27 protein-coding genes and 1 riboswitch are annotated in these 26274 nt (G+C 69.2%); of the genes, 13 read left to right on the forward strand and 14 right to left on the reverse strand.

The features are described from left to right. Positions 1 to 7 precede the first annotated feature (7 nt). The gene (locus ON39_RS31040; RefSeq protein ID WP_040739585.1) at positions 8 to 586 is read right to left on the reverse strand and encodes a Uma2 family endonuclease; all 579 of its coding nucleotides are present in this window, start codon (positions 584 to 586) and stop codon (positions 8 to 10) included. Positions 587 to 747: 161 nt separating this feature from the next. Here ON39_RS31040 and ON39_RS31045 point away from each other — a divergent pair, with 161 nt between their 5' ends. The 3 genes from ON39_RS31045 (at position 748) to fahA (ending at position 3946) form a co-directional block, all read left to right on the forward strand. Further along, positions 748 to 1374, forward strand: a complete 627-nt coding sequence (locus ON39_RS31045; RefSeq protein ID WP_040739606.1) for a TetR/AcrR family transcriptional regulator — start codon at positions 748 to 750, stop codon at positions 1372 to 1374. 197 nt (positions 1375 to 1571) lie between these two features. Next, the gene (locus tag ON39_RS31050) at positions 1572 to 2768 is read left to right on the forward strand and encodes a homogentisate 1,2-dioxygenase (RefSeq protein ID WP_040739587.1); all 1197 of its coding nucleotides are present in this window, start codon (positions 1572 to 1574) and stop codon (positions 2766 to 2768) included. After that, a complete protein-coding gene (gene fahA, locus ON39_RS31055; protein ID WP_083894801.1) occupies positions 2738 to 3946 on the forward strand; it encodes a fumarylacetoacetase in 1209 nt (402 codons plus the stop codon). The genes ON39_RS31050 and fahA overlap by 31 nt, the downstream gene beginning before the upstream one ends. Before the next feature lie 64 nt (positions 3947 to 4010). On the opposite strand, the gene ON39_RS31060 is transcribed toward fahA, so the two are convergent. Then, positions 4011 to 4700 (reverse strand): TetR/AcrR family transcriptional regulator, encoded by a 690-nt coding sequence (locus ON39_RS31060; RefSeq protein ID WP_040739588.1) that lies wholly within the window; start codon positions 4698 to 4700, stop codon positions 4011 to 4013. A 67-nt stretch (positions 4701 to 4767) separates the two neighbouring features. On the opposite strand from ON39_RS31060, the gene ON39_RS31065 reads away from it, so the two are divergent. Beyond that, complete coding sequence (locus ON39_RS31065; RefSeq protein WP_157195536.1) at positions 4768 to 6171, forward strand: lipase family protein; 1404 nt, start codon at positions 4768 to 4770, stop codon at positions 6169 to 6171. 131 nt (positions 6172 to 6302) lie between these two features. Continuing rightward, positions 6303 to 6411: riboswitch (TPP riboswitch) on the forward strand. After that, entirely contained in the window at positions 6404 to 8056 is a 1653-nt protein-coding gene (gene thiC, locus ON39_RS31070; protein WP_040739589.1) for a phosphomethylpyrimidine synthase ThiC, read from the forward strand. (Overlaps the previous riboswitch by 8 nt.) A 66-nt stretch (positions 8057 to 8122) precedes the next feature. On the opposite strand, the gene ON39_RS31075 is transcribed toward thiC, so the two are convergent. The 3 genes from ON39_RS31075 to ON39_RS31085 form a co-directional block, all read right to left on the reverse strand. Next, complete coding sequence (locus ON39_RS31075; RefSeq protein WP_040739590.1) at positions 8123 to 8989, reverse strand: hypothetical protein; 867 nt, start codon at positions 8987 to 8989, stop codon at positions 8123 to 8125. A 101-nt stretch (positions 8990 to 9090) separates the two neighbouring features. Further along, positions 9091 to 9552, reverse strand: coding sequence for a DUF8821 family protein (locus ON39_RS31080; protein WP_040739591.1), 462 nt, complete (start codon positions 9550 to 9552; stop codon positions 9091 to 9093). A 144-nt stretch (positions 9553 to 9696) separates the two neighbouring features. After that, positions 9697 to 11142: a DHA2 family efflux MFS transporter permease subunit gene (locus ON39_RS31085; protein ID WP_211336315.1), complete on the reverse strand. Its 1446-nt coding sequence runs from the start codon at positions 11140 to 11142 to the stop codon at positions 9697 to 9699. Positions 11143 to 11222: 80 nt separating this feature from the next. On the opposite strand from ON39_RS31085, the gene ON39_RS31090 reads away from it, so the two are divergent. Continuing rightward, positions 11223 to 11657 (forward strand): MarR family winged helix-turn-helix transcriptional regulator, encoded by a 435-nt coding sequence (locus ON39_RS31090; RefSeq protein WP_040739592.1) that lies wholly within the window; start codon positions 11223 to 11225, stop codon positions 11655 to 11657. A 125-nt stretch (positions 11658 to 11782) separates the two neighbouring features. Here ON39_RS31090 and ON39_RS31095 read toward each other — a convergent pair whose 3' ends face one another. Next, positions 11783 to 12274, reverse strand: a complete 492-nt coding sequence (locus ON39_RS31095; protein ID WP_246002879.1) for a tetratricopeptide repeat protein — start codon at positions 12272 to 12274, stop codon at positions 11783 to 11785. A gap of 35 nt (positions 12275 to 12309) precedes the next feature. Beyond that, positions 12310 to 12729 (reverse strand): VOC family protein, encoded by a 420-nt coding sequence (locus ON39_RS31100; protein ID WP_211336316.1) that lies wholly within the window; start codon positions 12727 to 12729, stop codon positions 12310 to 12312. A gap of 45 nt (positions 12730 to 12774) precedes the next feature. Here ON39_RS31100 and ON39_RS31105 point away from each other — a divergent pair, with 45 nt between their 5' ends. Continuing rightward, on the forward strand, positions 12775 to 13239 hold the full coding sequence (locus ON39_RS31105; RefSeq protein WP_040739594.1) for a MarR family winged helix-turn-helix transcriptional regulator: 465 nt from the start codon (positions 12775 to 12777) through the stop codon (positions 13237 to 13239). 19 nt (positions 13240 to 13258) lie between these two features. Here ON39_RS31105 and ON39_RS31110 read toward each other — a convergent pair whose 3' ends face one another. Both ON39_RS31110 and ON39_RS31115 read right to left on the reverse strand, forming a co-directional pair. Then, a complete protein-coding gene (locus ON39_RS31110; RefSeq protein WP_051187367.1) occupies positions 13259 to 14797 on the reverse strand; it encodes an MFS transporter in 1539 nt (512 codons plus the stop codon). Positions 14798 to 14874: 77 nt separating this feature from the next. Continuing rightward, complete coding sequence (locus tag ON39_RS31115; protein ID WP_040739613.1) at positions 14875 to 15432, reverse strand: TetR/AcrR family transcriptional regulator; 558 nt, start codon at positions 15430 to 15432, stop codon at positions 14875 to 14877. A gap of 39 nt (positions 15433 to 15471) precedes the next feature. Between ON39_RS31115 and ON39_RS31120 the strand changes: the two genes are divergently transcribed. Together ON39_RS31120 and ON39_RS31125 are read left to right on the forward strand one after the other, a co-directional pair. Next, entirely contained in the window at positions 15472 to 16716 is a 1245-nt protein-coding gene (locus ON39_RS31120) for a KasA/KasB family beta-ketoacyl-ACP synthase (protein ID WP_051187368.1), read from the forward strand. Between the two features lie 51 nt (positions 16717 to 16767). Beyond that, positions 16768 to 17619 (forward strand): thioesterase family protein, encoded by an 852-nt coding sequence (locus ON39_RS31125; RefSeq protein WP_083894803.1) that lies wholly within the window; start codon positions 16768 to 16770, stop codon positions 17617 to 17619. On the opposite strand, the gene ON39_RS31130 is transcribed toward ON39_RS31125, so the two are convergent. Both ON39_RS31130 and ON39_RS31135 read right to left on the reverse strand, forming a co-directional pair. Next, positions 17620 to 18027 carry a VOC family protein gene (locus tag ON39_RS31130; protein WP_040739595.1) on the reverse strand — a complete coding sequence of 136 codons (408 nt, stop codon included), beginning with the start codon at positions 18025 to 18027 and terminating at the stop codon, positions 17620 to 17622. Between the two features lie 57 nt (positions 18028 to 18084). Further along, complete coding sequence (locus ON39_RS31135) at positions 18085 to 18732, reverse strand: TetR/AcrR family transcriptional regulator (RefSeq protein WP_040739596.1); 648 nt, start codon at positions 18730 to 18732, stop codon at positions 18085 to 18087. Between the two features lie 87 nt (positions 18733 to 18819). Between ON39_RS31135 and ON39_RS31140 the strand changes: the two genes are divergently transcribed. Together ON39_RS31140 and ON39_RS31145 are read left to right on the forward strand one after the other, a co-directional pair. Continuing rightward, positions 18820 to 19905: an epoxide hydrolase family protein gene (locus ON39_RS31140; protein ID WP_040739597.1), complete on the forward strand. Its 1086-nt coding sequence runs from the start codon at positions 18820 to 18822 to the stop codon at positions 19903 to 19905. Between the two features lie 164 nt (positions 19906 to 20069). Beyond that, on the forward strand, positions 20070 to 20693 hold the full coding sequence (locus ON39_RS31145) for an NAD(P)-dependent oxidoreductase (protein WP_040739598.1): 624 nt from the start codon (positions 20070 to 20072) through the stop codon (positions 20691 to 20693). Between the two features lie 49 nt (positions 20694 to 20742). Here ON39_RS31145 and ON39_RS31150 read toward each other — a convergent pair whose 3' ends face one another. Next, on the reverse strand, positions 20743 to 21891 hold the full coding sequence (locus ON39_RS31150) for a GTP-binding protein (RefSeq protein ID WP_040739600.1): 1149 nt from the start codon (positions 21889 to 21891) through the stop codon (positions 20743 to 20745). A gap of 90 nt (positions 21892 to 21981) precedes the next feature. Between ON39_RS31150 and thiD the strand changes: the two genes are divergently transcribed. Continuing rightward, positions 21982 to 22827 carry a bifunctional hydroxymethylpyrimidine kinase/phosphomethylpyrimidine kinase gene (thiD, locus tag ON39_RS31155; RefSeq protein WP_040739601.1) on the forward strand — a complete coding sequence of 282 codons (846 nt, stop codon included), beginning with the start codon at positions 21982 to 21984 and terminating at the stop codon, positions 22825 to 22827. A 190-nt stretch (positions 22828 to 23017) separates the two neighbouring features. Here the strand turns inward: thiD and ON39_RS31160 are convergent, their stop codons facing one another. Continuing rightward, on the reverse strand, positions 23018 to 23740 hold the full coding sequence (locus ON39_RS31160) for a TetR/AcrR family transcriptional regulator (protein ID WP_040739602.1): 723 nt from the start codon (positions 23738 to 23740) through the stop codon (positions 23018 to 23020). Between the two features lie 72 nt (positions 23741 to 23812). After that, positions 23813 to 24844: an Lrp/AsnC family transcriptional regulator gene (locus ON39_RS31165; RefSeq protein ID WP_040739604.1), complete on the reverse strand. Its 1032-nt coding sequence runs from the start codon at positions 24842 to 24844 to the stop codon at positions 23813 to 23815. 106 nt (positions 24845 to 24950) lie between these two features. Between ON39_RS31165 and ON39_RS31170 the strand changes: the two genes are divergently transcribed. After that, a partial coding sequence (locus ON39_RS31170; RefSeq protein ID WP_040739605.1) for an MFS transporter occupies positions 24951 to 26274 on the forward strand: 1324 nt, incomplete at its 3' end.

Below are 26274 nucleotides of genomic sequence, written 5' to 3' on the forward strand. Positions count from 1 at the left end.
GTTCGGGTTACGCCGCCCACCGCACCAACGGCTCGGTATCGAGGATGATGCTTACGGGATCGGGGAGCCGCAGCGCTGAGCCGAACGGCCGCATGATGATCTGCTGGTACCGGTCGTTGCTCGGGTCGCTGTAGACGATGACTTCACGGGCGTCTCGGTCGATCAGCAAGTAGACCGGAATACCTGTTGCGGCATAGCACCGCGATTTGCCAGACCGATACCACCGGTCGGTGTCCCGGTCGTGCGTAGCGATCTCCACCACCATCAGCGCAGCGGCCGCGTCTGCCCATTCCCCTTGGCCGACAAAGGCTTCAGAGTCAGCCAGCACGCCGTCCGGCCGCGCGCGTCCCCTGCGATCCGCCCCGACGACGAGACCCTGGGAGGGCGACAACCACAATTCAGGTCGACCAGCCAAACACTGGCGGATGAGCCACGTGATTATGCAGCCATGGTTCCCGTTCGGCAGCGGCTTCGCGCTCAATACCCCTGCTACGAACTCGAGCCGCAAACCCTCCGCAATGCGGTCGGCCACACGTGCCAGTTCTTCGAACTCCGCCGTGCTCAGCAACGGCTCGCGGACGGCCATGCCACGAAGATAACCGGCGAAGACTCGCAGGCGAACCCTCTTGGTCGGATATCGACGGTTGGCTGCGCAGCCTGCGTAGGCGGAGCGGGCGGTGCGGCCGCGATACGGGAGGTTGGCGTCAGGTGGGTGTGGGGGTTGCTGGGTGATCTATGTTGGTGCTCATGGGTGGTGATTCGGGGGTGGGGGCGCGACAGCGGGCGCCGCACCTGGGGCCGGAGCGGCGCCGCCCGCAGGTGCTGGATACGGCGTTGGCGATCGCGGTGGAGCATGGGATCGCGGCGGTCACGATGGCGGCTGTCGCCGAGCGGATGAATGTGACTCGGCCGGTGGTTTATGCCTGCTTCGGGGATCGGGTGGAGTTGATCGAGGCGCTGATTCGGCGCGAGGAGAGTTATCTGGTCGACGACCTGCTGGGGGTGATGCGCCGCCGGGACGTCGACGCGGGCGAGACCGTGTTCATCGAGGGCTTTCACGCGCTGCTGGAGAAGGCGGCCGCGCGGCCGGACGCGTGGCGCCTGCTGTACGGCAATCCCGATCCGGCGGTGGCGGATTCGTTCGGGCGCGGCCGCGCGCTCGCCATCGAGCGCTGCACGACCCTGCTGCGGCCGACGCTGCGCGCGTGGGGCACCGAGGACGCCGAGCGCAAGCTGCCGGTACTGGTGGAGCTGTGGGTGTCGGCGGGCGAGGGCGCGGTGCGCACCTTGCTCGCGGGCTCGGGCGGCTGGACACCGCAGGATCTCGGCGCCTTCGTCGGCGCCTCGGTCTATCGCGCCCTGCGCCACGCCTGACCCATCGAGTTCGACGCCCGAGGCAGTGGGCAAATAGTCGGCTGGATACCGAACAGCTAGTCGAAATGCCTCCCGATGCCGCGATGTTCCGGCAGAATTCGCGCAGTCGAGGGCAGATTCCGCCACTGCGCCCGGCCGGCCATCACTACGATGGTGACCAGTTGAACCAGGCCACAAGCCAGGCAGGAGGTGCGGTCATGGCGTTCTACCGACAAGTAGGAGCGGTGCCGCCGAAACGGCATACCCAACACCGGGACGAGCAGGGCCAGCTCTACTACGAGGAGCTGATGGGCGAGGAGGGTTTCTCCGGGGACTCCTCGCTGCTGTACCACCGCGGGCTGCCGCCCGCGATCGTCGATTCGACGGTGTGGGAGCTGCCCGATCAGTCCACCACCCCGAATCATCCACTGCGGCACCGGCATCTGCGGTTGCCGGAGTTGTTCCCCGACGACGTCGTCGCGAGCACCGACGTGGTGACCGGACGACGCCTGGTGCTCGGCAACGCCGACGTCCGCATCTCCTATGTCGTCGCGCGGGCCACGTCCCCGCTGTACCGCAACGCGATCGGCGACGAACTGGTCTACGTGGAGTCCGGCGCGGCCGTCGTGGAGACGGTCTTCGGACCGATACCCGCGCGCCAGGGCGACCAGGTGCTCATCCCCCGCGCGACCACTCACCGCTGGCGCCCCACCGGGCCGGAACCGTTGCGCGCGTACGCGATCGAGGCGTCCAGCCATATCACTCCGCCGAAGCGTTACCTGTCGAAGTTCGGCCAGTTGCTCGAGCACGCGCCCTACTGCGAGCGAGATCTGCACGGCCCCACCGAGATACTGACCGAGACCGGTACCGACGTGGAGGTCCTCGTCAAGCACCGCCCCGGCGGCAAGGTGGTCGGCACCCGCCTGCGCTACGCCACCCACCCGTTCGACGTGGTCGGCTGGGACGGCTGCCTGTATCCGATCACCTTCAACATCAGCGACTTCGAGCCGATCACCGGCCGCATCCATCAGCCGCCGCCCGCCCACCAAGCCTTCGAGGGGACCAACTTCGTGGTCTGTAACTTCGTGCCGCGCAAGGTCGACTACCACCCGCTGTCGATCCCCGTGCCGTACTACCACTCCAACGTCGACTCCGACGAGATCATGTTCTACTGCGGCGGAAACTACGAGGCGCGCAAGGGATCCGGGATCGCGCAGGGCTCGGTGTCGGTGCACCCCGGCGGTTACGCGCACGGCCCGCAGCCCGGCGCCTACGAACGCAGCATCGGGTTGGACTACTTCGACGAGCTCGCGGTCATGGTCGACACCTTCCGGCCGCTCGAGCTCGGCGAGGGCGCCCTCGCCTGCGAGGATCCGGCCTACGCGTGGACCTGGTCGGGCCGGGGGCCGGCGTGAAGACGCGCATCGAGGTACCCGACGACTCGCTGTTCGGCGCGGAGAACCTGCCCTACGGCGTGTTCAGCCCGGACGGCCAGAACTACCGGGTCGGCACGCGATTGGGCGACTCCGTCATCGATCTCGCCGCGACACTGGGTGATCCGGAGTTCGCCGAGCCGAGCCTGGCCGCCCTCATGGCGCGGGGCTCGCGGCGCTGGCGCGAGGTGCGTGAACGCGTCCGCGAACTGGTCGATCGCGAAATCGACGACGCCGCAATACATGCCGTGCACGAGGTGCGCCTCGGCCTGCCGGTGCCGATCGGCGACTACGTCGACTTCTACGCGAGCCTCGACCACGCGACGAACCTCGGTCGCCTCTTCCGCCCGGACAGCGAACCGCTGCTGCCGAATTGGCGGCATCTGCCGGTGGGTTACCACGGCCGGGCGGGCACCGTCGTCGTCTCGGGCACCGAGGTGATCCGGCCCAATGGCCAGCGCAGAACAGACTCCGGCACACCGGATTTCGGGCCGTCGCGGCGCTTGGACATCGAGGCCGAGCTCGGCTTCCTCGTCGGGGTCGGCTCCGAACTCGGCGATCCGGTGGAGACCGGGGAGTTCGCCGAGCGGGTCTTCGGCGTCGCGCTGGTCAACGACTGGTCGGCCCGCGACATCCAGGCCTGGGAGTATCAGCCGCTGGGCCCGTTCCTCGGCAAGTCCTTCGCGACGTCGATCGCGCCGTGGGTCACCCCGCTGGCCGCGCTGGAGTCCGCGCGGGTGCCGACGCCCGACCAGTCCCCCGAGCCCCTGCCCTACCTGCGGGAGAAGGAGCCGTGGGGGCTCGACATCGACCTGACGGTGGCCTGGAACGGCCAGGTGGTCGCGCATCCGCCGTTCTCCCGCATGTACTGGTCGCCCGCGCAGATGCTGGCCCACCTCACCGCCAACGGCGCGGCCACCCGCACGGGAGATCTGTACGCCTCCGGCACCATCTCCGGACCGGAACCCGATCAGCGCGGCTCGTTCATCGAACTGTCTTGGGGCGGTAGCGAACCCGTCTCGGTGAACGGCCAGCAGCGCACGTTCCTCGAGGACGGCGACGAGGTGGTCATCACCGCGTCCGCGCCGGGCCCCGATGTGCGGCGCATCGGGCTCGGCGAGGTCAGGGGCCGCATCCGCCCCGCGCGCCCGCTCGACTGAGCACACGCCATCACGACGCGAGCCGGGCCGAATCGAGTCGGCCCGGCTCGCGTCGTCGCGAAAGCTATTGCCCCGTAATGGTTTCCCGCCCGCTGTAGACCACGAGAACGAACCGGTTCAAATCCTCGACGAGGGTGTCCACCCCGTCCGGCGCGCCGCCGTCGTCGTGATGGTGCAGCCAGTCCGCGACGAGTTCGAACATGCCGCCGATGGTGGCCAGCGCCAAGGCGAGCCGCGCCCGCTGCTCGCCGGCCCCGCTCGCGGGCTCGCCGCTCCACACCCGGTCCAGGAAGCCCGCGGACCACCGCCGGTTGCTGCGCCGCAACCGCTCCACCGCGGGCGAGATGCCGCCCGCCTCACCGAAAGTCACCTTGGCCAGCCGCGGGTCGTCGGCGATGGCGTGCACGAACGCCTCGATCACCGGCGCGGCGCGGCCGGGCCAGTCCAGTTCGGCGGCTGCGGCGGCGGCCGCGCTCACCCGTTGCTGAATCTGCGCGGTGACCTGCTCCAGCAGCGCGATGTAGCAGGCTTCCTTGCTGTCGAAGTGGTCGTAGAACCCCTTGGTTCCGACGTAGGCGCGCTGACAGATCTGCTCGATCGATGTGCCCGAATAGCTGTGCTCGGCAAACAGTTCGGTGGCCGCGTCGAGCAGTTGACTGCGCCGCTGTGCGCTGCGCTGTTCGGCGTCGAGTCCACGGATCCGGCGGCGCGCCGGGCCCTCGGCCGGCCGCGCGGCGGATTTGCTGCGGGTCATCCCTCGACCATAGCGCGGCTCCTGCCATGCTCTAATCGCTGTCACGCCGAGGAGGAAGGACGCGTACGTGTCAGTGATCAAGGGTGTTCCGACCGGCCGCGCGCGGCCGGGGCTCCGCGCGGTAGCCGCGGCGGTGACAGTGGCGTTCGCGGTGGTCACCGCGCTGTTGACCGGCGCGGTCGCGCCCGCGCCCGCCGCCGCGGTGCCTCTCACGCAAGACGATTCGTTCTATCGACCGCCCGAGGGCTTCGAGGCCCAGGCTCCCGGCGCGATTCTCCGCTCGCGCGAAGTACATCTCGCGGTGCTGACCGTGCTGCCGCTGAACGTGCGGTCCTGGCAGCTGCTCTACCGCACCACCGACCTCGACGAACAACCCACGGTCGCCGTCACCACGGTCATCCTGCCCGCGGGCGCGGATCCGAACCGCGCACGCCCGCTGGTGTCGCTGCAGTTATACTACGACAGCGCCAGCAACGACTGCTCGCCATCGTATGTGCTGCAACAGGGTTCGGGCCTGCCCGGCCTCGAGGGCATCCACTCGCAGAGCGAACTGATCGCGATCGCCGGCCTGATCAGCCAGGGCTGGGCGATCTCGATTCCGGACTACGAGGGCCTCGACGGACACCTCACGGTGCCGAAGGAGCCCGGCTACCTGATTCTCGACGGCGTCCGGGCGGCCGAAGGTTTCCAGCCGCTCGGGCTGAACGGCGCGGACACCCCGGTCGCCCTGTGGGGCTACTCCGGCGGTGGCATGGGCTCGGGCTGGGCGGCCGAGATGCAGCCGACCTACGCGCCCGAACTGAACGTCAAGGGCATCGCGCTCGGCGCGCCGACCTCCGATGTAGTGTCGCTGCTGCACGTCAACGGGTCGATGTTCTCCTCGCTCATCGGCATCGGCATCTCCTCGCTGCGCAAGGCCTTCCCCGACTTCAAGCAGGCCGCCGACCGCTACCTGACCCCCGAGGGCCGGGCGCTGATGGACCGGACCGAGCGACAGTGCCTGCCGCGCAACGCGCTCACGCAGATGTTCGTCGACTACGGGCGCATGCTGACCATCCCCATTCCCGACTTCCTTCAGGTCCCGGAGATCAAGAAGGTCTTCGAGTCCACGGTGCTCGGTCGCACTATCCCCACCGCGCCGATCTTCCTGTACCAGGGCGTCTTCGACGAGGCGGTGCCGGTGTGGACCAATGATCGGCTGTCGCAGCAGTGGTGCGCGGGCGGCGCGTCCGTCATCTACAAGCGCGATCACCTCAGCGAGCATCTGACGTTGCCGTCGCTGGGCATGGCGGACACGCTCAACTGGCTGAAGTCGCGGCTGGCGCCCAATGCGCCCGACCAGTTCGGCTGCCGCACCGACAATGTGGTGTCCATGCTGGCCGACTTCAACGCGCTGCTGACGCAGATCGAGATCAATCTCAACGCCACGTTCGGCGCGTTGGGGTTCCCGATCGGACCTCGCGAGCGTTAGCCGCACTTGGCCCCTGCCCGAATTCGGGCGGGGGCCAAGCTCTATGTGCGCGTATAACCTGCGTACCTGCGTGTTCCGTCGTTCACCCGACGGGCGCTCGGGGTCAGCGGGTACTGTCGGGCTGGAAAATTTCACACGCCAACGGGGGCTCGCACCAGCGGGCTGAGAGGACGGCTAGGGCCGTCGACCGTATGAACCTGACCGGGTAATGCCGGCGTAGGGAGGAAAAATCATGGCATCTGCTGCTGCATCAAATGGTCGCTCCGAGAGCATCGACACCGTCACCACCGGACCCATCGAAGGCAGTGTCAAGCACTACACCGAGGTAGACGGACTGCGCATCCCGGTCCGCCGCGTCAACCTCACCAACGGTGAGCATTTCGACCTCTACGACACCTCGGGCCCGTACACCGACGACTCGGCGACCATCGACCTAGCGGCCGGTCTACCGAAACTGCGCGACACCTGGGACAAGCCGCGGGTCGACGGCCCGCCGACGCAGCTGGCCTGGGCGCGGCGCGGCATCATCACGCCCGAGATGCGCTTCATCGCCGCCCGCGAGGGCGTCTCGCCCGAACTGGTCCGCGACGAGGTGGCGCTCGGTCGCGCGGTGATCCCCGCCAATCACCGGCATCCGGAGCTGGAGCCGACCATCATCGGCAAGAAGTTCCTCGTGAAAATCAATGCGAACATCGGGAACTCGGCCGTCTCATCCTCCATCGCCGAGGAGGTCGAGAAGATGGTGTGGGCGACCCGCTGGGGCGCCGACACCATCATGGACCTGTCCACCGGCAAGAACATCCACGAGACCCGCGAGTGGATCCTGCGCAACTCCCCCGTCCCGGTCGGCACGGTGCCGATCTATCAGGCGCTGGAAAAGGTGAACGGCGATCCGACCCAGCTCACCTGGGAGATCTACCGCGACACCGTGATCGAGCAGTGCGAGCAGGGCGTCGACTACATGACGGTGCACGCGGGCGTGCTGCTGCGGTATGTACCGCTGACCGCCAAGCGGGTCACCGGCATCGTCTCGCGCGGCGGATCCATCATGGCCGCTTGGTGTTTGGCGCATCATCGGGAGTCGTTCCTGTACACCAACTTCGCGGAGCTGTGCGAGATCCTGGCGAAGTACGACGTCACGTTCTCCCTGGGCGACGGCCTGCGGCCCGGCTCCATCGCCGACGCCAACGACGAGGCGCAGTTCGCCGAGCTGCGCACCCTCGGCGAGCTGACGAAGATCGCCAAATCCCATGGCGTGCAGGTGATGATCGAGGGCCCCGGGCACGTGCCCATGCACAAGATCGTGGAGAACGTGCGGCTCGAGGAGGAGCTGTGCGAGGAGGCGCCGTTCTACACCCTCGGCCCGCTCGCCACCGATATCGCGCCGGCCTACGACCACATCACCTCGGCCATCGGCGCCGCGATCATCGCGCAGGCGGGCACGGCCATGCTCTGCTACGTCACCCCGAAGGAACATCTCGGGCTGCCCAACCGGGACGACGTCAAGGTCGGCGTGATCACCTACAAGATCGCCGCGCACGCCGCCGACCTGGCCAAGGGACATCCGCACGCGCAGGATCGGGACAACGAATTGTCCAAGGCGCGTTTCGAATTCCGCTGGCGCGATCAGTTCGCGCTGTCGCTGGATCCGGACACGGCCAGGGAGTACCACGACGAAACCCTGCCCGCCGAGCCGGCCAAGACCGCGCACTTCTGCTCCATGTGCGGGCCGAAGTTCTGCTCGATGCGCATCTCCGCGGACGTGCGCGAGTACGCCGAGCGCCATCAGCTCACCGACGTCGAGGCGATCGAGGCGGGGATGGCGGCGAAGTCCGCCGAGTTCGCCGACAGCGGCAAGTCGGTGTACCTGCCGATCGTCACCTAAACGGATTCGCCTGTCCGGCAACGAATTCGGTTCCCCGCGCGCTCGTCGTGCGGGGAACCGCTTCGTTCACGCTCGACGCATGATCTCCAGCAGCGACTCGAGGTGGTCGGCCGGGACAACCTCCATCCGGTCGCCGCTGCCACGGACGGTGGCGGCGATGTCGACGGTGATCCGGTTGCGCCACCAGTAGATCGACCGGCCGATCGGCGGCGACTCCGCCTCCCCGGCGACGAGCAGCTGCGCGAGCAGGCTCGTCCCGGCGAAGACGGTCGGGCCGGTGATCGGGTGCACGAGGAGATGGGTGTGGCCGGGGATGACCAGCAGCGCGCCCCACGGTCCGACGACCGGGTAGTCGTCGAGCCAGCGCACGTGGGCCGTGACGAAATCCGAGGCGCCGTAGAGCATTTGGATGTCGACGTCGTCCATGCCGTCGATCTCGGCGGCCGTCAGGTCGAGCCCGCCCTCGGCCCTGGTGTTGCGCTCGGCGATCTCGAACAGGTCGGATTCCTTCGCGCCCCAGCGCTGCGCGCCCGCATAGGTCACCGGCGCCATGATGTCGCCGAAGTCCACGAGCACCCGCTGGAGCAGTCCGGGTGCGACCAATCGCCGCACGTCGTTGATCAGCCCTTTCGTGCGCGCCGAGCACAGACGAGTCCGCAGCAGCGGCCGCACGGACTCCAGGCGGGACTGGTCGAGGTGCCCGGCGGCGAGGTCGGCGATCTGCGTATCCAACCGATCGGCGATCAGCGCGGACCACAGCTGCCGCGGCGCGCGGGCCATCCGCCGATCCAGCCGGGTGCACGGCAGCACGACCCGGCCGCCCACAGCGCCCGTCAGCACGAACTCCCCGCCGATCTCCTCGCAGCCGTACCCGTGCCGCAGCGCGACCTCGTTGACCAGCAACCTCAACAAACCCGAGGACGACTCGCGCATGACCCCTCGCTCTCGGCCGATACCCACCCGCTCTCAGTATATCGAACATACGTTCGAACATCGAGGATTCGGTCAGGGTCCGGCTTCGAGCGTCGCGGCGGTCAGTACTCGTTCTTGATGACGAAGTAGGAGCCGCGAATCGTCCCGGCCAGCTTCGACTTCTGCCGCGCGAACTTGAACGACGCGAGTTCGGCGGGGACGTCCATCCCGTCGGAGAGCTTGAACCCGACCGCCCGTTTTCCGGAGCCGTCCAGGGCGTACAGCACGTTGATCGACAGGCCGTCCTCGTAGAAGACGTAAGCCCAGCGTGAGTTGTCGACCTCGAACTCCGTGGCCTCCAGCGGGCGAGCGGCGATGACGATGCCGCGTTCCTCCTGGAGGATCCGGTGCACCCACGCGATGATCGACTCCGCCTCGCTCGCGGGCTCCACGGTGAAGACGTGGTCGTACTTGTTCTTGAAGTACCGGGCCTCGTTCGCCCGCAGACCGGCGAGCGCCTCCGCGACCGGCGACGACTCCAGCCCGACGGTCGACACGTCGGCGAAGTCCACGACGTAGGACATGGCACACTCCTCCGCTTTCGATGGGGACACCAGAAGATCACATCGCAATCTTTCGGCTATCACTGGGCTCGGTCGTACGCCCACCGAGACCGGCGCGCTTTCCCTACTCGCGACTCCGCCGCGTGCCGACAGTGCGCGATTCGATCAGGCACCGGGCTCGACGCGAGCGGCGCGCAGTCGAATCTCGGTGTACCACAACCAGATCGATGCGGCGAGGGAGACGACGGTCGCGCCGGTGAGCCACCAGAACGCCTGGCGGAAACCGGCGTCGAGGGGCAGGCCCGCGGCGGCGGATCGGTAGAGCACCACCGCGAGCAACGCCGCGCCGATCGAGCCGCCGACGCGCTGCAGGATGTTCACCGTCGAGGCCGCGTCGGACAGTTGGTCGCGGCGGACCGCCGCGTAGGCGGCCGCGACGACCGGTATGCCGGTCAGGCCGGTACCGATGCCACGGATCAGCAGCAGCACCTGCACGACCACGATGTTCATCGACGCGTCGCCGAAGGCGAACGGCACGGTCACCAGGACCGAGAGCACGTTGCCGATCGTGGCGACGACGCCGCCGCCGTACCGATCGGTGAGCCGGCCCGCGATCGGGAGCGCGACGACGCCGCCGAAGCCGAAGCTCGCCAGGGACAACCCGGTGACGATCAGGCTCTGCCCGTGCAACACCTGGAAGTACAACGGCAGCAACAGCATCGAGCCGAACAGCGAGGCCCCGTTGAAGAGGTTGGCCGCGTTGGCGGAGCTGAACACCGGGCTGCGGAACATGCTGACGTCCAGCAGCCGTGGCCCGCGCCCTCGCACCGACCGCAGCACGTACCCGGCCAGCGCGAGCACCCCGAGCACGATCGGCGCGCCCACCGTCGGCGCGAAGAAGTCACCGCGACTTCCGATCTCGCCGAGCCCGTAGACCAGCAGCGACAGCCCGGCGCCGATGAGCGCGAACCCGACGACGTCGAAGGTGCCCGCGGCCGACCGTTCGATGCGCGGAAGCACCCGCAGCGCCAGCGTCACCGCGACGAGCCCGAACGGGATATTGATCAAAAACAGCCACTCCCAGGGCAATTGGGCCAGCATCAGGCCGCCGACGGTCGGCCCGATGGCGGGCGCGGCGACCACCGCGATGCCGACCACGCTCATCACCCGGCCCAGCCGGTGCGGCCCGGCGACCTGGCCGATCATGGCCTGTCCGGCGGGCACCAGCAACCCGGCGGTCAACCCCTGCGCGATGCGTAATGCGATGAGCCACCCCATATTCGGCGCCAACGCGCACAACCCCGAGGTGATCGTGAAGCCGATGAGCGCGCCGAGCCACACCCGGTCCAGGCCGAACCGCCGGCCCAGCCAGCCGACCAACGGCAAGGCGACGGCCAGGGCGAGCAGATAGCCGCTGGCGATCCACTGCGCGCTGTCGAGGGTCGCCCCGAGATCGGTGGCGATGGTGTTGAGCCCGACGTTCACCAGCGACGTGTCCAGCATGCTCATCACCGCGCCGAAGACGACGACCCCCGCGACTCGCCACACCGCCGCGGGCACGGCCTCGAGCGCGGGCTCGGCCACCGGCGCCGCCGTTCGATTGTCCGTCACGAATCCTCCCAATTAGTAGAGCCTTGAGATTGTAGAGGTTATCAACGATAGAGCTGTCTAACAATAGATAAGATGTCGGAATGCCCGACGAGCACCTGCATCCCCGCGCCCTGCTCCGCCTGCCGACCTTCGCGCTCGGAAAGCTGCACAAGGCCGTGCACGCCGAGGTGGGCGCGTCACTGCGTGATCACTGGGTCCTGGTCTGCCTGGAGGAGTTCGGCGAGTTGTCGCAGCAGCAGGTGTCCACGACGCTCGGCATCGACCGCAGCGAGATGGTCCGGCTGGTCGACGGCCTGGAGCGGGACGGTCTGGTGGTTCGGGTCCGCGATACCGAGGACCGCCGCAAATACCGGTTGACCGTGACGCGAGCGGGCAAGAAGCAGAGCGCCCTCACCAACGCCCGGATCGCCGAGGCCACCGACCGGGTTCTCGGCCGCCTCGACGAGCAGGAGCGGCGCACCCTGCATCGGCTCGCGCTCAAGGCGATCGGCGAGGAGCCTGACGCCGCAGACTGAGTGAAAGGTACTGCTGCGCAATCGCGTTCAGCGGCGGCCGATCTTTCCGGTCGGTCACAGCAGGTTCACGAAAAAGCCCTGACCGAGACGTGGGAATGTCGCGAGCGTCGATAGCCCGCGGAGAGTCAGGCCTCGGCCAGCTGGCGGGCGTAGTTCGCGGTGGAACGCTGGTACCGCGGCAGATGCGGCGCGAGTGCGCCGAGCGCGAGGGAGAGGGCCTCGCGGTCGCGCCCGAGGCTGGACAGACACAGGGCGAGGAACGCGCGGACGGCGTCGTCGAGCTCGTCCGACCCCGCGGCGAGCTCCTTGGACAGCAGCTCGACGCCCTCCGCCGCATGCCCGATGTTTCGCAATGAGCTCGCGAGCTGGATCGTGGCCTGGCGTCGCCGGCTCGGGTCGAGCCCGCGAGCCAGCGCCTCGCGGTACAGCGGAATGGCCCGGTGGGAGTGGCCGGTCGAGTCCCAGGCGCCGGCCTGCTCGAACGGGCCGAGCGGGTGGTCGCCGGGCAGCTCGGCGACCAGCGCGTCGATCACCGCGCGAAACTCGCCCGGCCTGCCCGCGTAGTCGTCGAACGTGGCCCAAGCGGCCGCGACCCGGTCTTCCCAATCCTGGTTCACGTCGCCCACTTTCGCACAGCGGCGGCATCCAGGGTTCAGTACGACTGGAGTTCGATGAGGGTGCCGTCCGGATCGCGCAGGTGGGCGGTGCGAAGGTTGGGGCCCCACGCGTGGCGGTCGGTGGGCGCCGCGACCACGGTTGCGCCGTGCCGGACGCACAGTTCGAGTCCGGTGTCCACATTGTCGACGCGGCAGACGAACATGACCGAGTCCTGCGCGGGGCCGGCGTGCGGCGGGAGCGCGGCGGTCCCGACGACCTCGGCCATGGCGGCGCGGTCGAACAGGATGAGCACGGCCTGCTCATCGACGTCCCAGTTGGCGTATGGACCCGCGGGCGTGCCCTTGATCAGCTCGGCGCCGATCAGCTCGGGCAGTACGGCGGCGTAGAAGGCGAAGCATTCCGCGAAGCGGCTGACGAGCAGTCGCGGGTGTAGGGCGTCCACAGGGTCCTCCATTTAGTAGGTGTACCCCTATCGTAGGTCGTGACCTACAATAGGGCCATGGACGCCGGAGGGGATCTGCCGCCGACCCTGCTCGGGTTGGATATCTACCTGCTGTCGCGAGTCGGCAAGGCGGCCCGCGGCCGGTTCTCGGACCGGTTGTCGGCCAACGGACTTCGCCTGTGGCACATGGCGATACTCGCCGCGCTCGCCGACTTCGGCCCGCACGCGCAGCGTGACCTGGCCGAGCGGCTCGCCATCCACCCCAGCGATGTCGCCAAGGTCGTCGACGAACTCGACGCCGCCGGGCAGGTGGAGCGCGCGCGGGACACCGCCGATCGACGCCGGATGACCGTCCGGATCACCCGCACCGGCCGCACGGCGCTGGCCGCGCTGAACAAGGAGGCGGAGCGGGTCGGTGACGAGATTCTGGCACCGCTGAGCCGGCCGGAGCGCGCCCAGCTATCGGACCTGATGCGTCGCGTGTTCGACCACGTGCACCCAGCCACGGCGGACGACTCGTAGACGCAGCCGCCGAAGCCGCCTAATGCGAGCCGGTCACCCGGAACCCCTTGGGCACCAACCAGACCGCGACCACGGCCACCGACGCCACGATGGCCGCCGAGATATAGGAGGTCGTGGTGAGCGCCGCGTCGAAGGCGTGCCGGGCGGCGGCGAGCACCTGCTCGCGGCCCGCAGTGTCCAGCCTGCCCGCCACCTCCACCGCGCCGCCGATGGACTCCCTTGCCTCGTCCAGGTTTTCGCCGCGCAGCGGCAGGCCGGCCATAGTGTCGGTGAAGACGCGACCGTGGATGCTGCCGAGCAGCGCGACGCCGAGGCCGATGCCGAGCTCGTAGTTCGTCTCCGAGACCGCGCCCGCCTGCCCGGCCCGTTCGGGCGGTACCGCGGACACCAGCACAGCGGCGGCGGCGGTGATGGCCAGACCGTCGCCGAGGCCGAACGACGCCAGCACCACGGCGACCACGGGGTAGGTGGTCGGCTCGGGACTCAGCGCCAGCCCGAGGAAGCCGACGGCCAGCGCGCCGAGTCCGACGGCGAGCACCGCGCGAACCCCTATGTGCTGCATCAGCCACGGCGTCGCCAGCGACGAGACCAGCAGCGTCAACGCCGACGGCAGCATGCGCAGCCCGGCCTCGGACGGCGAGTAGCCGTGCACGTATTGCAGCCACAGCGAGACCAGGAACAGGCCCGCGCCGATCGCGAGCATGGCGAGCAGCGTGGCGAGCGCGGCGGCGGCGAAGGCGCCGTTGCGGAACAGTCGCACGTCGAGCAGCGGATCGTCGGCGGCGAGCTGACGCCGGGCGAACCAGGCCAGCAGCAGCACGCCGAGCCCGAGGATGACCCAGTCCACCGCCGTCGGCGTGCCCTTGGCGACATGCTTGATGCCCCAGGCCAATCCGACGATGCCCGCGATGGACAGCACGGCGGCCGGCCAGTCGAGCGAACCTGATTGCGGCGCACGGTATTCCGGCAGCAGCCAGGCGCCGACCGCCACGGTGAGCAGCACGACCGGCACGTTCAACCAGAACGCCGAGGCCCAGCCGAGGTGCTCGACCACCACCCCGCCCACGATCGGGCCGATCGTCGCGCCCGCGCCGGCCACCGCCGCCCAGATGCCGATCGCGAGGGTGCGCTCCCGCGCGTCGGTGAAGATGTTCCGGATCAGCGACAGGGTCGAGGGCATGACCATCGCGCCGCCGACGGCGAGCAGCACCCGCCCGGCGATCAACTGCCACGCGCTCTGCGACGTCGCCGCCACCACCGAGGCCACGCCGAAGAGCACGAAGCCCGAGAGGAACAGCAGCTTCCGGCCGACCCGGTCGCCGACCGCACCCGTGGTGATGAGCAGCCCGCCGAGGACAAGGCCGTAGACGTCGATGATCCACAGCTGTTCGAGCTGCCCCACCCGCAGATCCGCGATCAGCGACGGCAGCGCGACGTTCAGGATGGTGGCGTCCATCGCGACCAGCAGCAGGCTGGCGCACAGCACGGCGAGCATCACCCACCGCACCGAACCCACCGCAGGCCCGCCGTCGACCGGCTCGGGCACGCTCGCAGCCATACCGCCTCCTCGCTCGCCCCGACCCAGCATCCACCGCACTCCAGCAAACACCAAGTAACCGCGCCGCGAAGTCCGGCTCAGCGAATGACCTGATCGATCAGCAGCCGGGCGGCGCGGTCGGTGCGCTCGACGTCGCCGGTGATGAGGCGATCCTGGAGAACCCCGCGCAGGCCCGAAACAAGCAGTGTCGCAGCCAGTTCCGGTTCGTCGATGGACGGCAGGCCGCGCAGGCCGTCGGCGAGCGACGCGACGAAGGTGGCGATGGCCGCCCTGGCGTACTCGGCGTACGGGCTGTGCGCGGCACAGGAGGCGCCGAGCACCTGCAGCATCACCCGGACACTGGTCCTACCCTCGCCGGAGGCGTTGGCCCGCCAGAAGTCCCACAGGTGCGCGCGCAGCTCGGCGGCGTCGGCGACCTCGGAGAACAGGGCGGCGAGGTCGGGGCGCTGGGTGGTGAGCGCCTGGACCAGCAGCTCCTCCTTGGTGGTGAAGTAGTAGATCAGCATGCGCGAGCTGGTGCCGAGCTCGGCGGCGAGCGGGCGCAGGGACAGGTCGGCGAGGCCGTGGTCGGCGATGTAGCGCACGACGGCGGCCAGCAGTTCGGCGCGTTTCGCGTGGTCGAGGGGGCGAGCCATGAGTTGACTGTAGCGGTTGGTACAGGTATTCATGTCACCGTGACTGTAACAATCGCTTCAGAAACTCGGCCCTCGGTCGTCGTCACCGGGTACGCGGCCACCACGTCGCTGGGCGAGGACATGGATACGACCTGGTCGGAGCTGCTGCTCGGGCACAGCGGCATCGGCGTGCTCGCCGAGGACTTCGTCGCCGAGTACGACCTGCCGGTCCGCATCGGCGGCAAGCTGAAGTCGCCGCCGGGCGAGCGATTGACGAGGATCGAACGGCGGCGGCTGTCCTACGTCGAACAGCTGGCGCTGGTGCTCGGCCGTGAGGTCTGGCGCCGGGCGGGCGCGCCCGAGGTGGACGGCGAGCGGCTGGCGGTCGCCATCGGCACCGGGCTCGGCGGCGGCGACGCGCTGATCGACGCGGTCGACGCGATGCGGGCCGGCGGCTATCGGAAGGTATCGCCCATGTCGGTGCCGATGGTGATGCCGAACGGCCCGGCGGCCACCGTCGGGCTCGAAATCGGCGCCAAGGCAGGCATTTTCGCACCGGTCTCGGCCTGCTCGTCGGGCTCCGAGGCGATCGCGCAGGCCTGGCGGCTGATCAGCACCGGCGAGGCCGACGTGGTGGTGACCGGCGGCGTCGAGGGACACATCGACGCGGTGCCCATCGCGAGCTTCGCCATGATGCGGGCGATGAGCACCCGCAACGACGAACCGGAGCGGGCGTCGCGACCGTTCGATCGGGACCGGGACGGTTTCGTCTTCGGCGAGGCGGGCGCGCTGCTCGTGCTCGAATCCGAGCGCCACGCGCGGGCCAGGGGCGCCGAGATCCACGGCCGCGTGCTCGGCGCGGGGATCACCTCCGACGCCTATCACATCGTCGCCTCGGAGCCGGCGGGCATCGGCGCGGCGCGAGCCATGCGCAAGGCGATAGCCAGTGCGGGACTTCAGGTCTCGGACATCCAGCACATCAACGCGCACGCGACCTCGACCTCGATCGGCGACGCGTCAGAGGCCAACGCGATCGCGGCCGTGGCGCCCGGCGCGTCGGTCTACGCGCCGAAATCCGCGCTGGGCCACTCGATCGGCGCGGTCGGCGCGCTCGAGTCGCTCATCACGATGCTGACGCTGCGTGACCAAATCGTCCCGCCCACACTGAATCTCGATAACCTCGATCCGGAGATCGAGCTGGACGTCGTCAGCGGGGCACCGCGCGCGCAGCGCATCGACTACGCCTTGAACAACTCCTTCGGCTTCGGCGGCCACAATGTGGCGCTGGCCTTCGGCCGAGCCTGAACACGCCACCCCCGATCATCCGCTCGATCGGCGGTCTGATTTCGTGACTACATGGGTGAAACATCGGGCACGCCAGGCAGCGACACCACCGGGCACGAGGCACCGGGCCCGGCGGCCTTCTACCTGCCCGACGCCGCGGACCCGCAGCGGTTCGTCTCGACCGAGCTCACCCGCGGCCCTTGGTCGCCCGACGCGCAGCACGCCGGCCCGCCCTCCGCGCTGCTCGGCCACGCGATCGAGCGCTGCGAACCGCGCGAGGGTTTCCAGGTGGGGCGCGTCGCCGTGGAGATTCTCGGCCCGGTACCGCTGGAGCCGTTGACCGTGCGGACCCGCGTCGCGCGGCCGGGCCGCAGCGTGGAGTTGATCGAGGCGACGCTGTCCACCGAGCGCGGCCCGGTCATGCGGGCCAACGCATGGCGCTTCAAGCGGGCCGACCCGGAACTCGCCCTCCCCGAGCACATTCTGCCGACCGGCGCCCGTCCGGGACCCGAGCACGCGCCGGGTGCGACGCCGTTCCCCTCGGAGCAGCCCGTCGGCTTCCACACGGGCATCGAATACCGCTTCGTCACCGGCTCTTTCGTCGAGGAAGGCCCGGCGATCTGCTGGATCAGGCTCCGGTACCCGATCGTGGCGGGCACCGACCCGAGCCCGCTCGAGCGCGCGCTGGCCGCCGCGGACTCCGGCAACGGGGTCAGCTCGGTGCTCGACTGGTCGAGCTACCTATTCATCAACACCGACCTCACGGTCACCCTGCACCGGCAGCCGGTCGGTGAGTGGGTCTGCCTGGACGCGACGACCTACCCGCAGCCGCACGGCATCGGGTTGGCCGAGTCCGTCCTGTTCGACGAGAAGGGCCCGCTGGGCCGCGGCACGCAGACCCTGTTCCTCGCTCCGCGTACCTAGTCAGGGGCGGCTGGAGATCTGCTGCACCGCCCAGCCGTTGCCGTCGGGGTCGCTGAAGAAGACGAAGCCGACATTGTCGAGCGGGTCGGGCACCTCGCGGCGGTTCTCGCCGAGCACCTGGACGTCGCTGACCTCGACGCCGCGGGAGACCAACTCCGCGTGCGCCTTTTGGATATCCGGCACCACGAGCTGCAACCCCTGCAGCGAGCCCGGCGTCATCTTGGCGAACTCCGCCGAACCGATCACCACGGAGCAGCCGGAGCCGGGCGGGGTCAGCTGCACGATGCGCGACCCGTCCCCGATCACGACGTCGTGGTCGACGACGAATCCCAGCTTCCGCGAGTAGAAGTCCTCGGCTCGGTCGATATCGGAGACGGGGACCACGACGACCTCGAGTGTCCAGTGCATAGTGCGTCCTTTCAGGCAGCTGTCCTTACCGGTGCAGACGATGCCACGCGGGCGAACTCATCGCCGCCGTTCCCAGCGCCAGGCGAACTCGCCCGCCCGGGGCGGGGGGCCCGGCAGATCACCGTCCGCGGCCAGACCCGCCACCAGCACGGCGAGCACGCGACGGCGCAACTGGGCGGTGCGCTTCGGATCGGGCATCGAGATGGCCGCGCACGATTCCAGGACCAAGGCCAGGTCCTCGGCCGTGACGCCGGGGCGCAGCCGGCCGGACGCGTGCGCGCGGCGCACGATCTCCTCGGTCGCCTCCCCCGAGTGCGTCACGTGGGGCAGGAAGGACTCGTCCGGGGTGAAGGTGCCCGCGAGGTGCACCGTCAACGAGTGCACATCAGCGTCCACGACCCGCTCGAGAAAGCCGACGAGTCCCCGCCAGCCGTCCGAATCCTCCAGTGCCGCATCGGCTTCCACGTTGTAGCGGCGCAGGCCCTCGTAGCAGAGGGTGCGTAGCAGCACCTCCTTGCTCGGATAGCGGCGATACAGCGCGCTGATCCCCACCCCGGCCCGCTCGGCCACGGCGGCGATGGGGGCATTGGCGTCGGCCAGGAACACGGCGCGCGCGGCGTCCAGGATGAGTCCGTCGTTGCGGGCCGCCTGCGCCTTCCGGCCCGGTAAGGCCTTCCGAGCTGGGGCATCGGTGGATTTCGGCATGAATTCAGGATAGCACTTGAAACGGAATGATCCGTTCTGCTACGGTTCAAACAGAACGAAGCATTCCGTTTCACAAGGAGCAATTGGATGACCGCCATCACCCCCTTCCGCATCGACGTTCCCCAGGCCGACCTCGACGATCTGCGCGCACGCCTGGAGCGCACCCGCTGGGCCGATCAGATCCCCGGCTCGGGCGATACCTACGGGGTGAGCGTCGACCGGGTCCGCCACCTGGTGGACTACTGGCGCGACGGGTTCGACTGGCGCAAGGTCGAGGAGACGCTCAACGCCCACCCGCAGTTCACCACCGAGATCGACGGGCAGAACATCCACTTCCTGCACGTGAAGTCGCTGCGCGACAACGCTTTTCCGCTGATCCTCACCCACGGCTGGCCCGGCACCTTCGTAGAGTTCCTCGGCGTGATCGAGCCGCTCACCGCGGCCGGGTACGACCTGGTGATCCCGTCGGTGCCCGGCTACGGATTCTCCGGCACCACAACGGAATCCGGCTGGAACGACACCAGGATCGCCCGGGCCTGGGCGGAGCTGATGCGGCGGCTCGGGTACGACAAGTACGGCGCGGTCGGCAATGACGGCGGCGCGCAGATCTCGCCGGAGCTCGGCCGGGTCGACCCCGAGCACGTTGCGGCCGTACAGGTTTCGCAGATCTATTCGTTCCCGACGGGCGACCCCACCGAGCTGGCCGATCTCACCGAGGACGAGGCGCAGTCGCTCGCGACGCTCGACTGGTTCGTCAAGAACAAGATGGGCTTCAACATTCTGCAGTCGCAGCAGCCGCAGACCCTGGCGCACGCGCTGATGGACTCGCCCGCCGGACTGGTCGGCTGGAACGGGCAGCTGCTCGGGCCCGACCTCGACGACGACTTCGTGCTGACCAATATCGCGATCCATTGGCTCACCGGCACAGCGGGTTCGGCGATCCGGCACTACTTCGAGAAGGCGAAGAGCGAGCCGTCGACCGAGCCGATCACGGTCCCACTGTCACTGTCCGGGTCGAACGGCGACTTCCACGGCATCCGCCGCTTCGCCGAGCGTGATCACAGCAACATCGTCTCCTGGCGCACCCACGACGTGTACACGCACTACCTGCACCACGTCGCGCCCGAACTGATGTCCCGCGAGATCGGCGAGTTCTTCGCGCAGTACCGCTGAGCGATCCGCCGGTTCGATGGCCCGCACGTCACGTGCGGGCCATCGCCCGTTCAGCAAGACGATCACTTATGTCATCGAGACTCGAGGCCATGGTTCGTCTCACTCTCCGCTGTTGTACTTGATTCACCAACGACACCACGGCTTTCAACCAAGGAGAGAACATCATGAAGATCGCTGTCTTCGGCGCCACGAGCACGGTCGGCCGGTTGGTCGTCGCGCAGGCCATCGAGGAGGGGCACGAGGTGACGGCGTTCACCCGCGACGCGGCGGGCCTCGAGCAGCGGCACGAGCGGCTGCACATCGTTAAAGGCGATGTGCTGGACACGAACTCGGTCGAGCGCGCGGTCGCGGGGCAGGACGCGGTGCTGGTCTCGCTCGGCGCGGGGCGCAAGGGCGTGATCCGGGCCGAGGGCACCCGCGCGGTGCTCGAGGCCATGCACCGCACCGGGGTGAAGCGGGTGATCGTGCAGACCACCCTCGGCGTCGGCGACAGCCGGGGCAACCTGAACTTCGTCTGGAAGTACCTCATGTTCGGGATGCTGCTGCGCGAGGCCTTCGCCGACCACGTGCGGCAGGAGGGGTACGTGCGGGCCAGCGACCTGGACTGGACGATCGTGCGGCCGAGCGCGTTCACCGACGGTCCGCTCACCCGCGGGTTCCGGCGCGGCTTCCCCGCCGACGAGCGCGGCCTGTCGCTGAAGATCTCCCGCGCCGATATCGCCGACTTCATGCTCGAGCAACTGACCGACGACACCTACCTGCGCCGGACACCGGGCATCTCCAACTGAGCGTTCGCCCGGTCACTGGACTGGTTGAGCGCCTTCAGGACTCGCCACGCTACGCGTGCTCGTGGAGTTCGCCCCACGCCGGGAAAGGGTCCGGATAGCCCGCCCAGACAGCCGGGCCCGCGGCGAACTCCGCATCGGTGAGCAGTGCGTCGTCGAGCAAGCCGCGCACCTTGTCTCGATCGAGGTGGACGCCGATGAAGACGATCTCCTGCCCGGCGGGGACCTCCAGGGCCGACCACCACGCGGCCGGCTCGAAGACCAGATTCGGCCCGGCCTGGGACCACACGGCCGCCAGCGAGGGGCGGCTGGCGATCCAGCAGAAACCCTTGCTGCGCAACAGGCCCCGTAGTTCACCGAGCGCCTCGGACAGTCGCAGCGGATGAAACGGCCGGTCGGCGAGGTAGGTGAGGCTGCCGATGCCGTACTCCTCGGTCTCGGGCGTGTGCCCGCCGGCCAGCTCCTCGGCCCAGCCCTCGGCCTCCTCCGCGACGAGCGGGTCGTACCGGCCGGTGCCCAGCACCTCACCCAGATCGACCACACCATTGGTCGTGCGCAGCACATGAGCGCGCGGATTCAATTTGCGCACAGTCGCTTCCACCGCGCCTGCGGCCGCCTCGCCGACCAGATCGGTCTTGTTCACCAGCAGCACATCGGCGAACTCCACCTGATCGACCAGCAGGTCGGCGATCGTGCGCGAATCCCCCTCGCCCGCTTCCAACTTCCGCTCGGCCAGCGCCTGCCCCTTGGCGACCTCGGCGAGGAAGGTCGATGCGTCGACCACCGTCACCATCGTGTCCAGCCGCGCGATATCGCCGAGTGTGAATCCGTCCTCGAACTCCCAGTCGAAGGTGGCCGCCACCGGCATCGGCTCGGAGATGCCGGTCGACTCGATGACCAGCTGATCGAACCTGCCCTCCCGCGCGAGCCGGCCCACCGCCTCGATGAGGTCCTCGCGCAGCGTGCAGCAGATGCACCCGTTGGTGAGCTCGACCAGCTTCTCCTCGGTCCGATCGAGGTGGCCCTGCCCCGCGACCAGCGCGGCATCGATGTTCACCTCGCTCATGTCGTTGACGATGACCGCGACGCGGCGCCCCTCGCGATTGGCGAGGATGTGGTTGAGCAGGGTCGTCTTGCCCGCGCCGAGGAAGCCGGACAGCACGGTGACGGGTAGCGGATGAGCGGGAGCCGAAGTGGTCATCCGTTAATGATAATGGTTTTCATTTACCGCTGAGGCCTCGGGTGCCCGGTTCGAGGTGGCGACGCCGGCCGACGTCGTAGGGTTTGGGGCGTGAAGCTGCTGCCATTGACCCCCGACGGGCAGACCCCCGTCCGGGTGCTCACCATTGCCGGGACCGACTCCGGCGGTGGTGCCGGAATCCAGGCCGATACGCGCACCATGGCCCTGTGCGGGGTGCACGCCTGCGTGGCGGTCGCGGCGGTGACCGTGCAGAACTCGAAGGGGGTCAGCGACTTCCACGAGATTCCGCCGCACATCGTGGCCGGCCAGGTGCGCGCCGTGGTGACCGATATCGGCGTCGGCGCGGTCAAGACCGGCATGTTGGCCTCGACCGCGATCATCGAGGCCGTCGCGGAGGCCTGCGGGGAGGTCGGCATCGGCCGCGACCGGCCGATCCCGCTGATCGTCGACCCGGTCGCGGCCTCCATGCACGGCGATCCGCTGCTGCACGAGGAGGCGCTGGACGCGGTGCGGCACACGCTGATTCCGCTGGCGACGGTGGTGACCCCGAACCTCGATGAGGTCCGGCTGATCACCGGCATCGACGTCACCGACGACGCCTCGGCCCGCCAGGCCGCGCGGGCCCTGCACCGGCTCGGCCCGCAATGGGCGATCGTGAAGGGCGGGCACCTGCGGTCCTCCGAGTACAGCACCGATCTGCTGTTCGACGGCGCGGACTTCCTGGAGTTCACCGCGCCGCGGATCGGCACCGCCAACGACCACGGCGGCGGGGACACCCTGGCGGCGGCGATCGCGTGCGCGCTGGCCAACGGTTACTCGGTGCCGGAGGCGGTCGAGTTCGCCAAGGAGTGGACCTACCGCTGCCTCGCCGCCTCGTACGACCTGGGCGCGGGCCACGGCCCGGTGTCCCCCCTGTGGCGGCTGCACCACGAGTGACGACACCCGTATTCAGCGCTGTCACGCCCCTAAGGGGGACGATTCTTGTCGGTGGCCGCTGAGACAATAGTGGTGTCGCACACGCGGCGGGGCCTCGACGAAGCGGCTCGGCCAGAACAACGTCGTTCGGGTGTCTGCGACAACGGTTCAGCGCCGTCCCCGGTGTCGCCGCGGGCGGCCGAGCGGGGCGCTACTCGCCGGAAAAGGCAAGGTGCAGTGGCAGATCGATATCGATGACGATGCCGTTGAGGCGGGCATTGGCCGCGGTGAGCGCGGCGATGGTCTCGGCGAGATAGGCGACGAACCGCTCGATCGGCATCGGCTGCGGCTTCAACCGGTTCGCGCCGAGCCACCAATCGGTGGCCGAGCCGACCGCGCCGAAGATCGAGTAGATGACCAGCTCGACGCTGTCCACCTCGATCGACTCGGCGCCCACCGACTCGGCGAACAGGTCGGCGGCGCGCTTGGCCGACTGGCGCGCGGACTGCAGCGCGCGTTCGGAGTCGTCGGACTGCTGCGCGAAATGGCTGTGCAGCATGAAGCGGAAGACGCTGGGGTGCTCCGACACCACGAGCGCGTACTCGGCGGCGCCGCGGCGCACCAGTTCGCGGACCGAGTCGTTGGTCAGGTCGGCACCGGCGATCAGCCGCTCCCACAGCATGTCGCGGACCCGGTCGACGATGGCGTTGTAGAGGTCGGTCTTGTCCTCGAAATGCCGGTACAGCTTGGGTTTCGCCGCCCCTGCCTCCTTGGCGATATCGCCCATGCTGACGTCCGGGCCGAACGTGTCCAGCGCGCGGAACGCCGCGTCGACGAACTTCTCGCGGACCTCGAGCCGGTGCGCACGCCAGCGCTCCGTGCGCGCGTCGACGCGTTTGCGCGGCGCCTCGTCAGTCTCTCGCCCGCTACGCATCACAATTCCGGATGCTACCCGCTACCGGCGGTACCGATGACCGGGTCAAACGTTTCCCGCCGGCACGAACCGCTAGCGACGCCGCGCCGCACGCGGCGGTACCGGCGCGGGTGGATTAAGTCTGCCCCCGGTGGTGCTCGAACCCGCCTGCTTGAATCGCTCGAGCACCGGCGTGAGCTCGAAGCTGTGCACGCCGTCCAGGGTCGCCATCTTGGTGGTCACGTAGTGGTACAGGCCCTCGGCGGTGTCGGCGGTGAGCACGGCGAAGATGTTGAACGGCCCGGTAACCGCTGCGGCATAGTCGGTTTCGTCGTGCTGGGCGACGGCGCGGCCGACGGCGTCCAGCCGCGCAGGCGCGACCCGGAGCCAGAGGAAGGCCGAGAGGCTGGAACCGAGTGCGGCGGGGGCGATGTCGAGGTCGAAGTAGAGGATGCCCGCCGCCTGCAGGGCGGCGATCCGGCGGGCCACCCGGCCGATGCTCATGCCGGTCGCGCGGGCGAGCACCGAGAAACCGGCCCGGCCGTCGCGGGCCAGCAACTCCAGCAGCGCGCCGTCCTCGTCGCGCAGACGCAGCTCGCCGTTGACGTAATCCGTTGCCGCAGTACCCTTCTCGCCGCGCGCGGCTTGCCTGCCGCGCCAGTCGAGGGCCCGGGGTCCGACGAAGCGGTGCAGGATCAGCGCCGCGGCGATGCCGTGCACCGGCGCCGTGCGTTGCAGCCGCTGCACGAGCAGGTCGTCGCGGTCCTGCGGGGAGCGCGGGTGCAGCGAGAAGTTCACCTCGGCGCCTGCCGCGGCGATGCTGACCCACGCCGCGTCGTCGCGGCGCGCCAATGCCTCGGCCACCTGCCGCGCGCCGTCCGGGCGGCAGTGCACCCGGATGATCCAGTCGTGCTCGCCGATCGCGCGCGAGTCGACCGCGCCGATCACCCTGACCACGCCGTCGCGGCGTAACCGCCGGTAGCGGCGGGCGACGGTCTGCTCCGCGACGCCCAGCTCGGCGGCGACCCGGTTGAACGAGACGCGCGGGTCGAGCTGCAGCGCCTGCACGATCCGCGCGTCGAGGCCGTCCAGGATGGAGTTTCCGCTCACCGCAGCCGCGCTCATAAGGAGGAAATGTACGCCGAATCCCCGGCGAGGCGCCCGCAGCCGTCGCCGCGCCGGATACTCGACGCCGTCTCCCGCCCACGAATCTTCCGAGAGGACAACGGCTTTGCGTAAATGGCTGCCGCTGCTGACGGTGTGTCTCGGCACCTTCATGCTGCTGATCGACGTCACCATCGTGAACGTCGCACTACCCGACATGCGCGAGGACTTGACCGCGTCGTTCGGCTCGCTGCAATGGGTGGTCGACGGCTACGCCCTCGCCATGGCCGCGCTCATGCTGGGGGTCGGCTCCATCGCCGACCTGGCCGGGCATCGACGCACCTACCTCGCGGGCTTGGCGCTGTTCGCGGTGTCCTCGCTGGTCTGCGGCGTCGCGCCGAATCCGGCGGTGCTCATCGCGGCGCGGGTGGTGCAGGGCATCGGCGCGACCACCATGGCGTGCACCACCTTCGCCCTGCTGAACAACTCCTACCGCGGGCGCGATCAGGGCGTGGCGTACGGCGTCTGGGGCGCGGTCGCGGGCGCGTCCAGCGCCATCGGACCGATCATCGGCGGGGTGCTCACCGATCTCGCGTCGTGGCGCTGGATCTTCTTCGTCAACCTGCCGGTCAGCGCGATGGCGATGGCGCTGTGCGTGCTGGTGCTCGCCGATCCGGAGCGGGCGCACCGCGGCCGGGTCGACCTCGCGGGCATGGCGAGCTTCACCGTCAGCGCGGCGGCGGCGACCTACGCGCTGACCCGGGCGAACGAGGACGGCTGGTCGAACGCGCTCACCTGGTGGCTGCTGGCGCTGGCCGCGGTGTCGCTGGTCGGGTTCGTGCTGATCGAGCGGGGTTCGGCGCAGCCGATGCTCGACCTGTCGCTGCTGCGGGACCGGGTGTTCGTCGGCGTGCTGGTCGCGGCGGGCGCACTGTTCTTCGCCGCGTTCGCCGCGCTGATGTACACCCAGATCTGGATGCAGTCGGTGCTCGGGCTGAGCGCCATCCAGGCGGGCGCGGTGGGTCTGCCGCTGTCGGTCATGGCGTTTCTGGTGTCCGGCAGCATCGGGCGGTTCCTGCACGGCGAGCACCGCGGGCGGATCATCGCGGGCGGACTCTTCGTGGTCGGCGTCGGCGGCGTCCTCGGCGGACTGCTCGTGCACGGTGAATCCGGTTGGGCGGCACTGGTTCCCGGCTTCGTGGCCGTCGGGCTCGGGGTGGGGCTCGCCACCGCGACGCTGAGTTCGGCCGCGATGGCGGCGGTGCCGTGGCAGCGGGCAGGCATGGCGACGGGCGCGGTCAATACCGCCCAGCAGCTGACCTACGCGCTCGGGATCGCCACGCTGGGCAGCGTGTTCACCGCGCGGGCCTCGGCCGTCCTCGGCGATCGCGCCGTGCCGGACGCGGAGGCCGCGGCCAGGGCCGTCGGCGGCGGCCAGTCGGCGGTGCTGG

This window comes from Nocardia tenerifensis NBRC 101015 (assembly GCF_000308715.1).
GTDB classification, from domain to species: Bacteria; Actinomycetota; Actinomycetes; order Mycobacteriales; family Mycobacteriaceae; genus Nocardia; species Nocardia tenerifensis.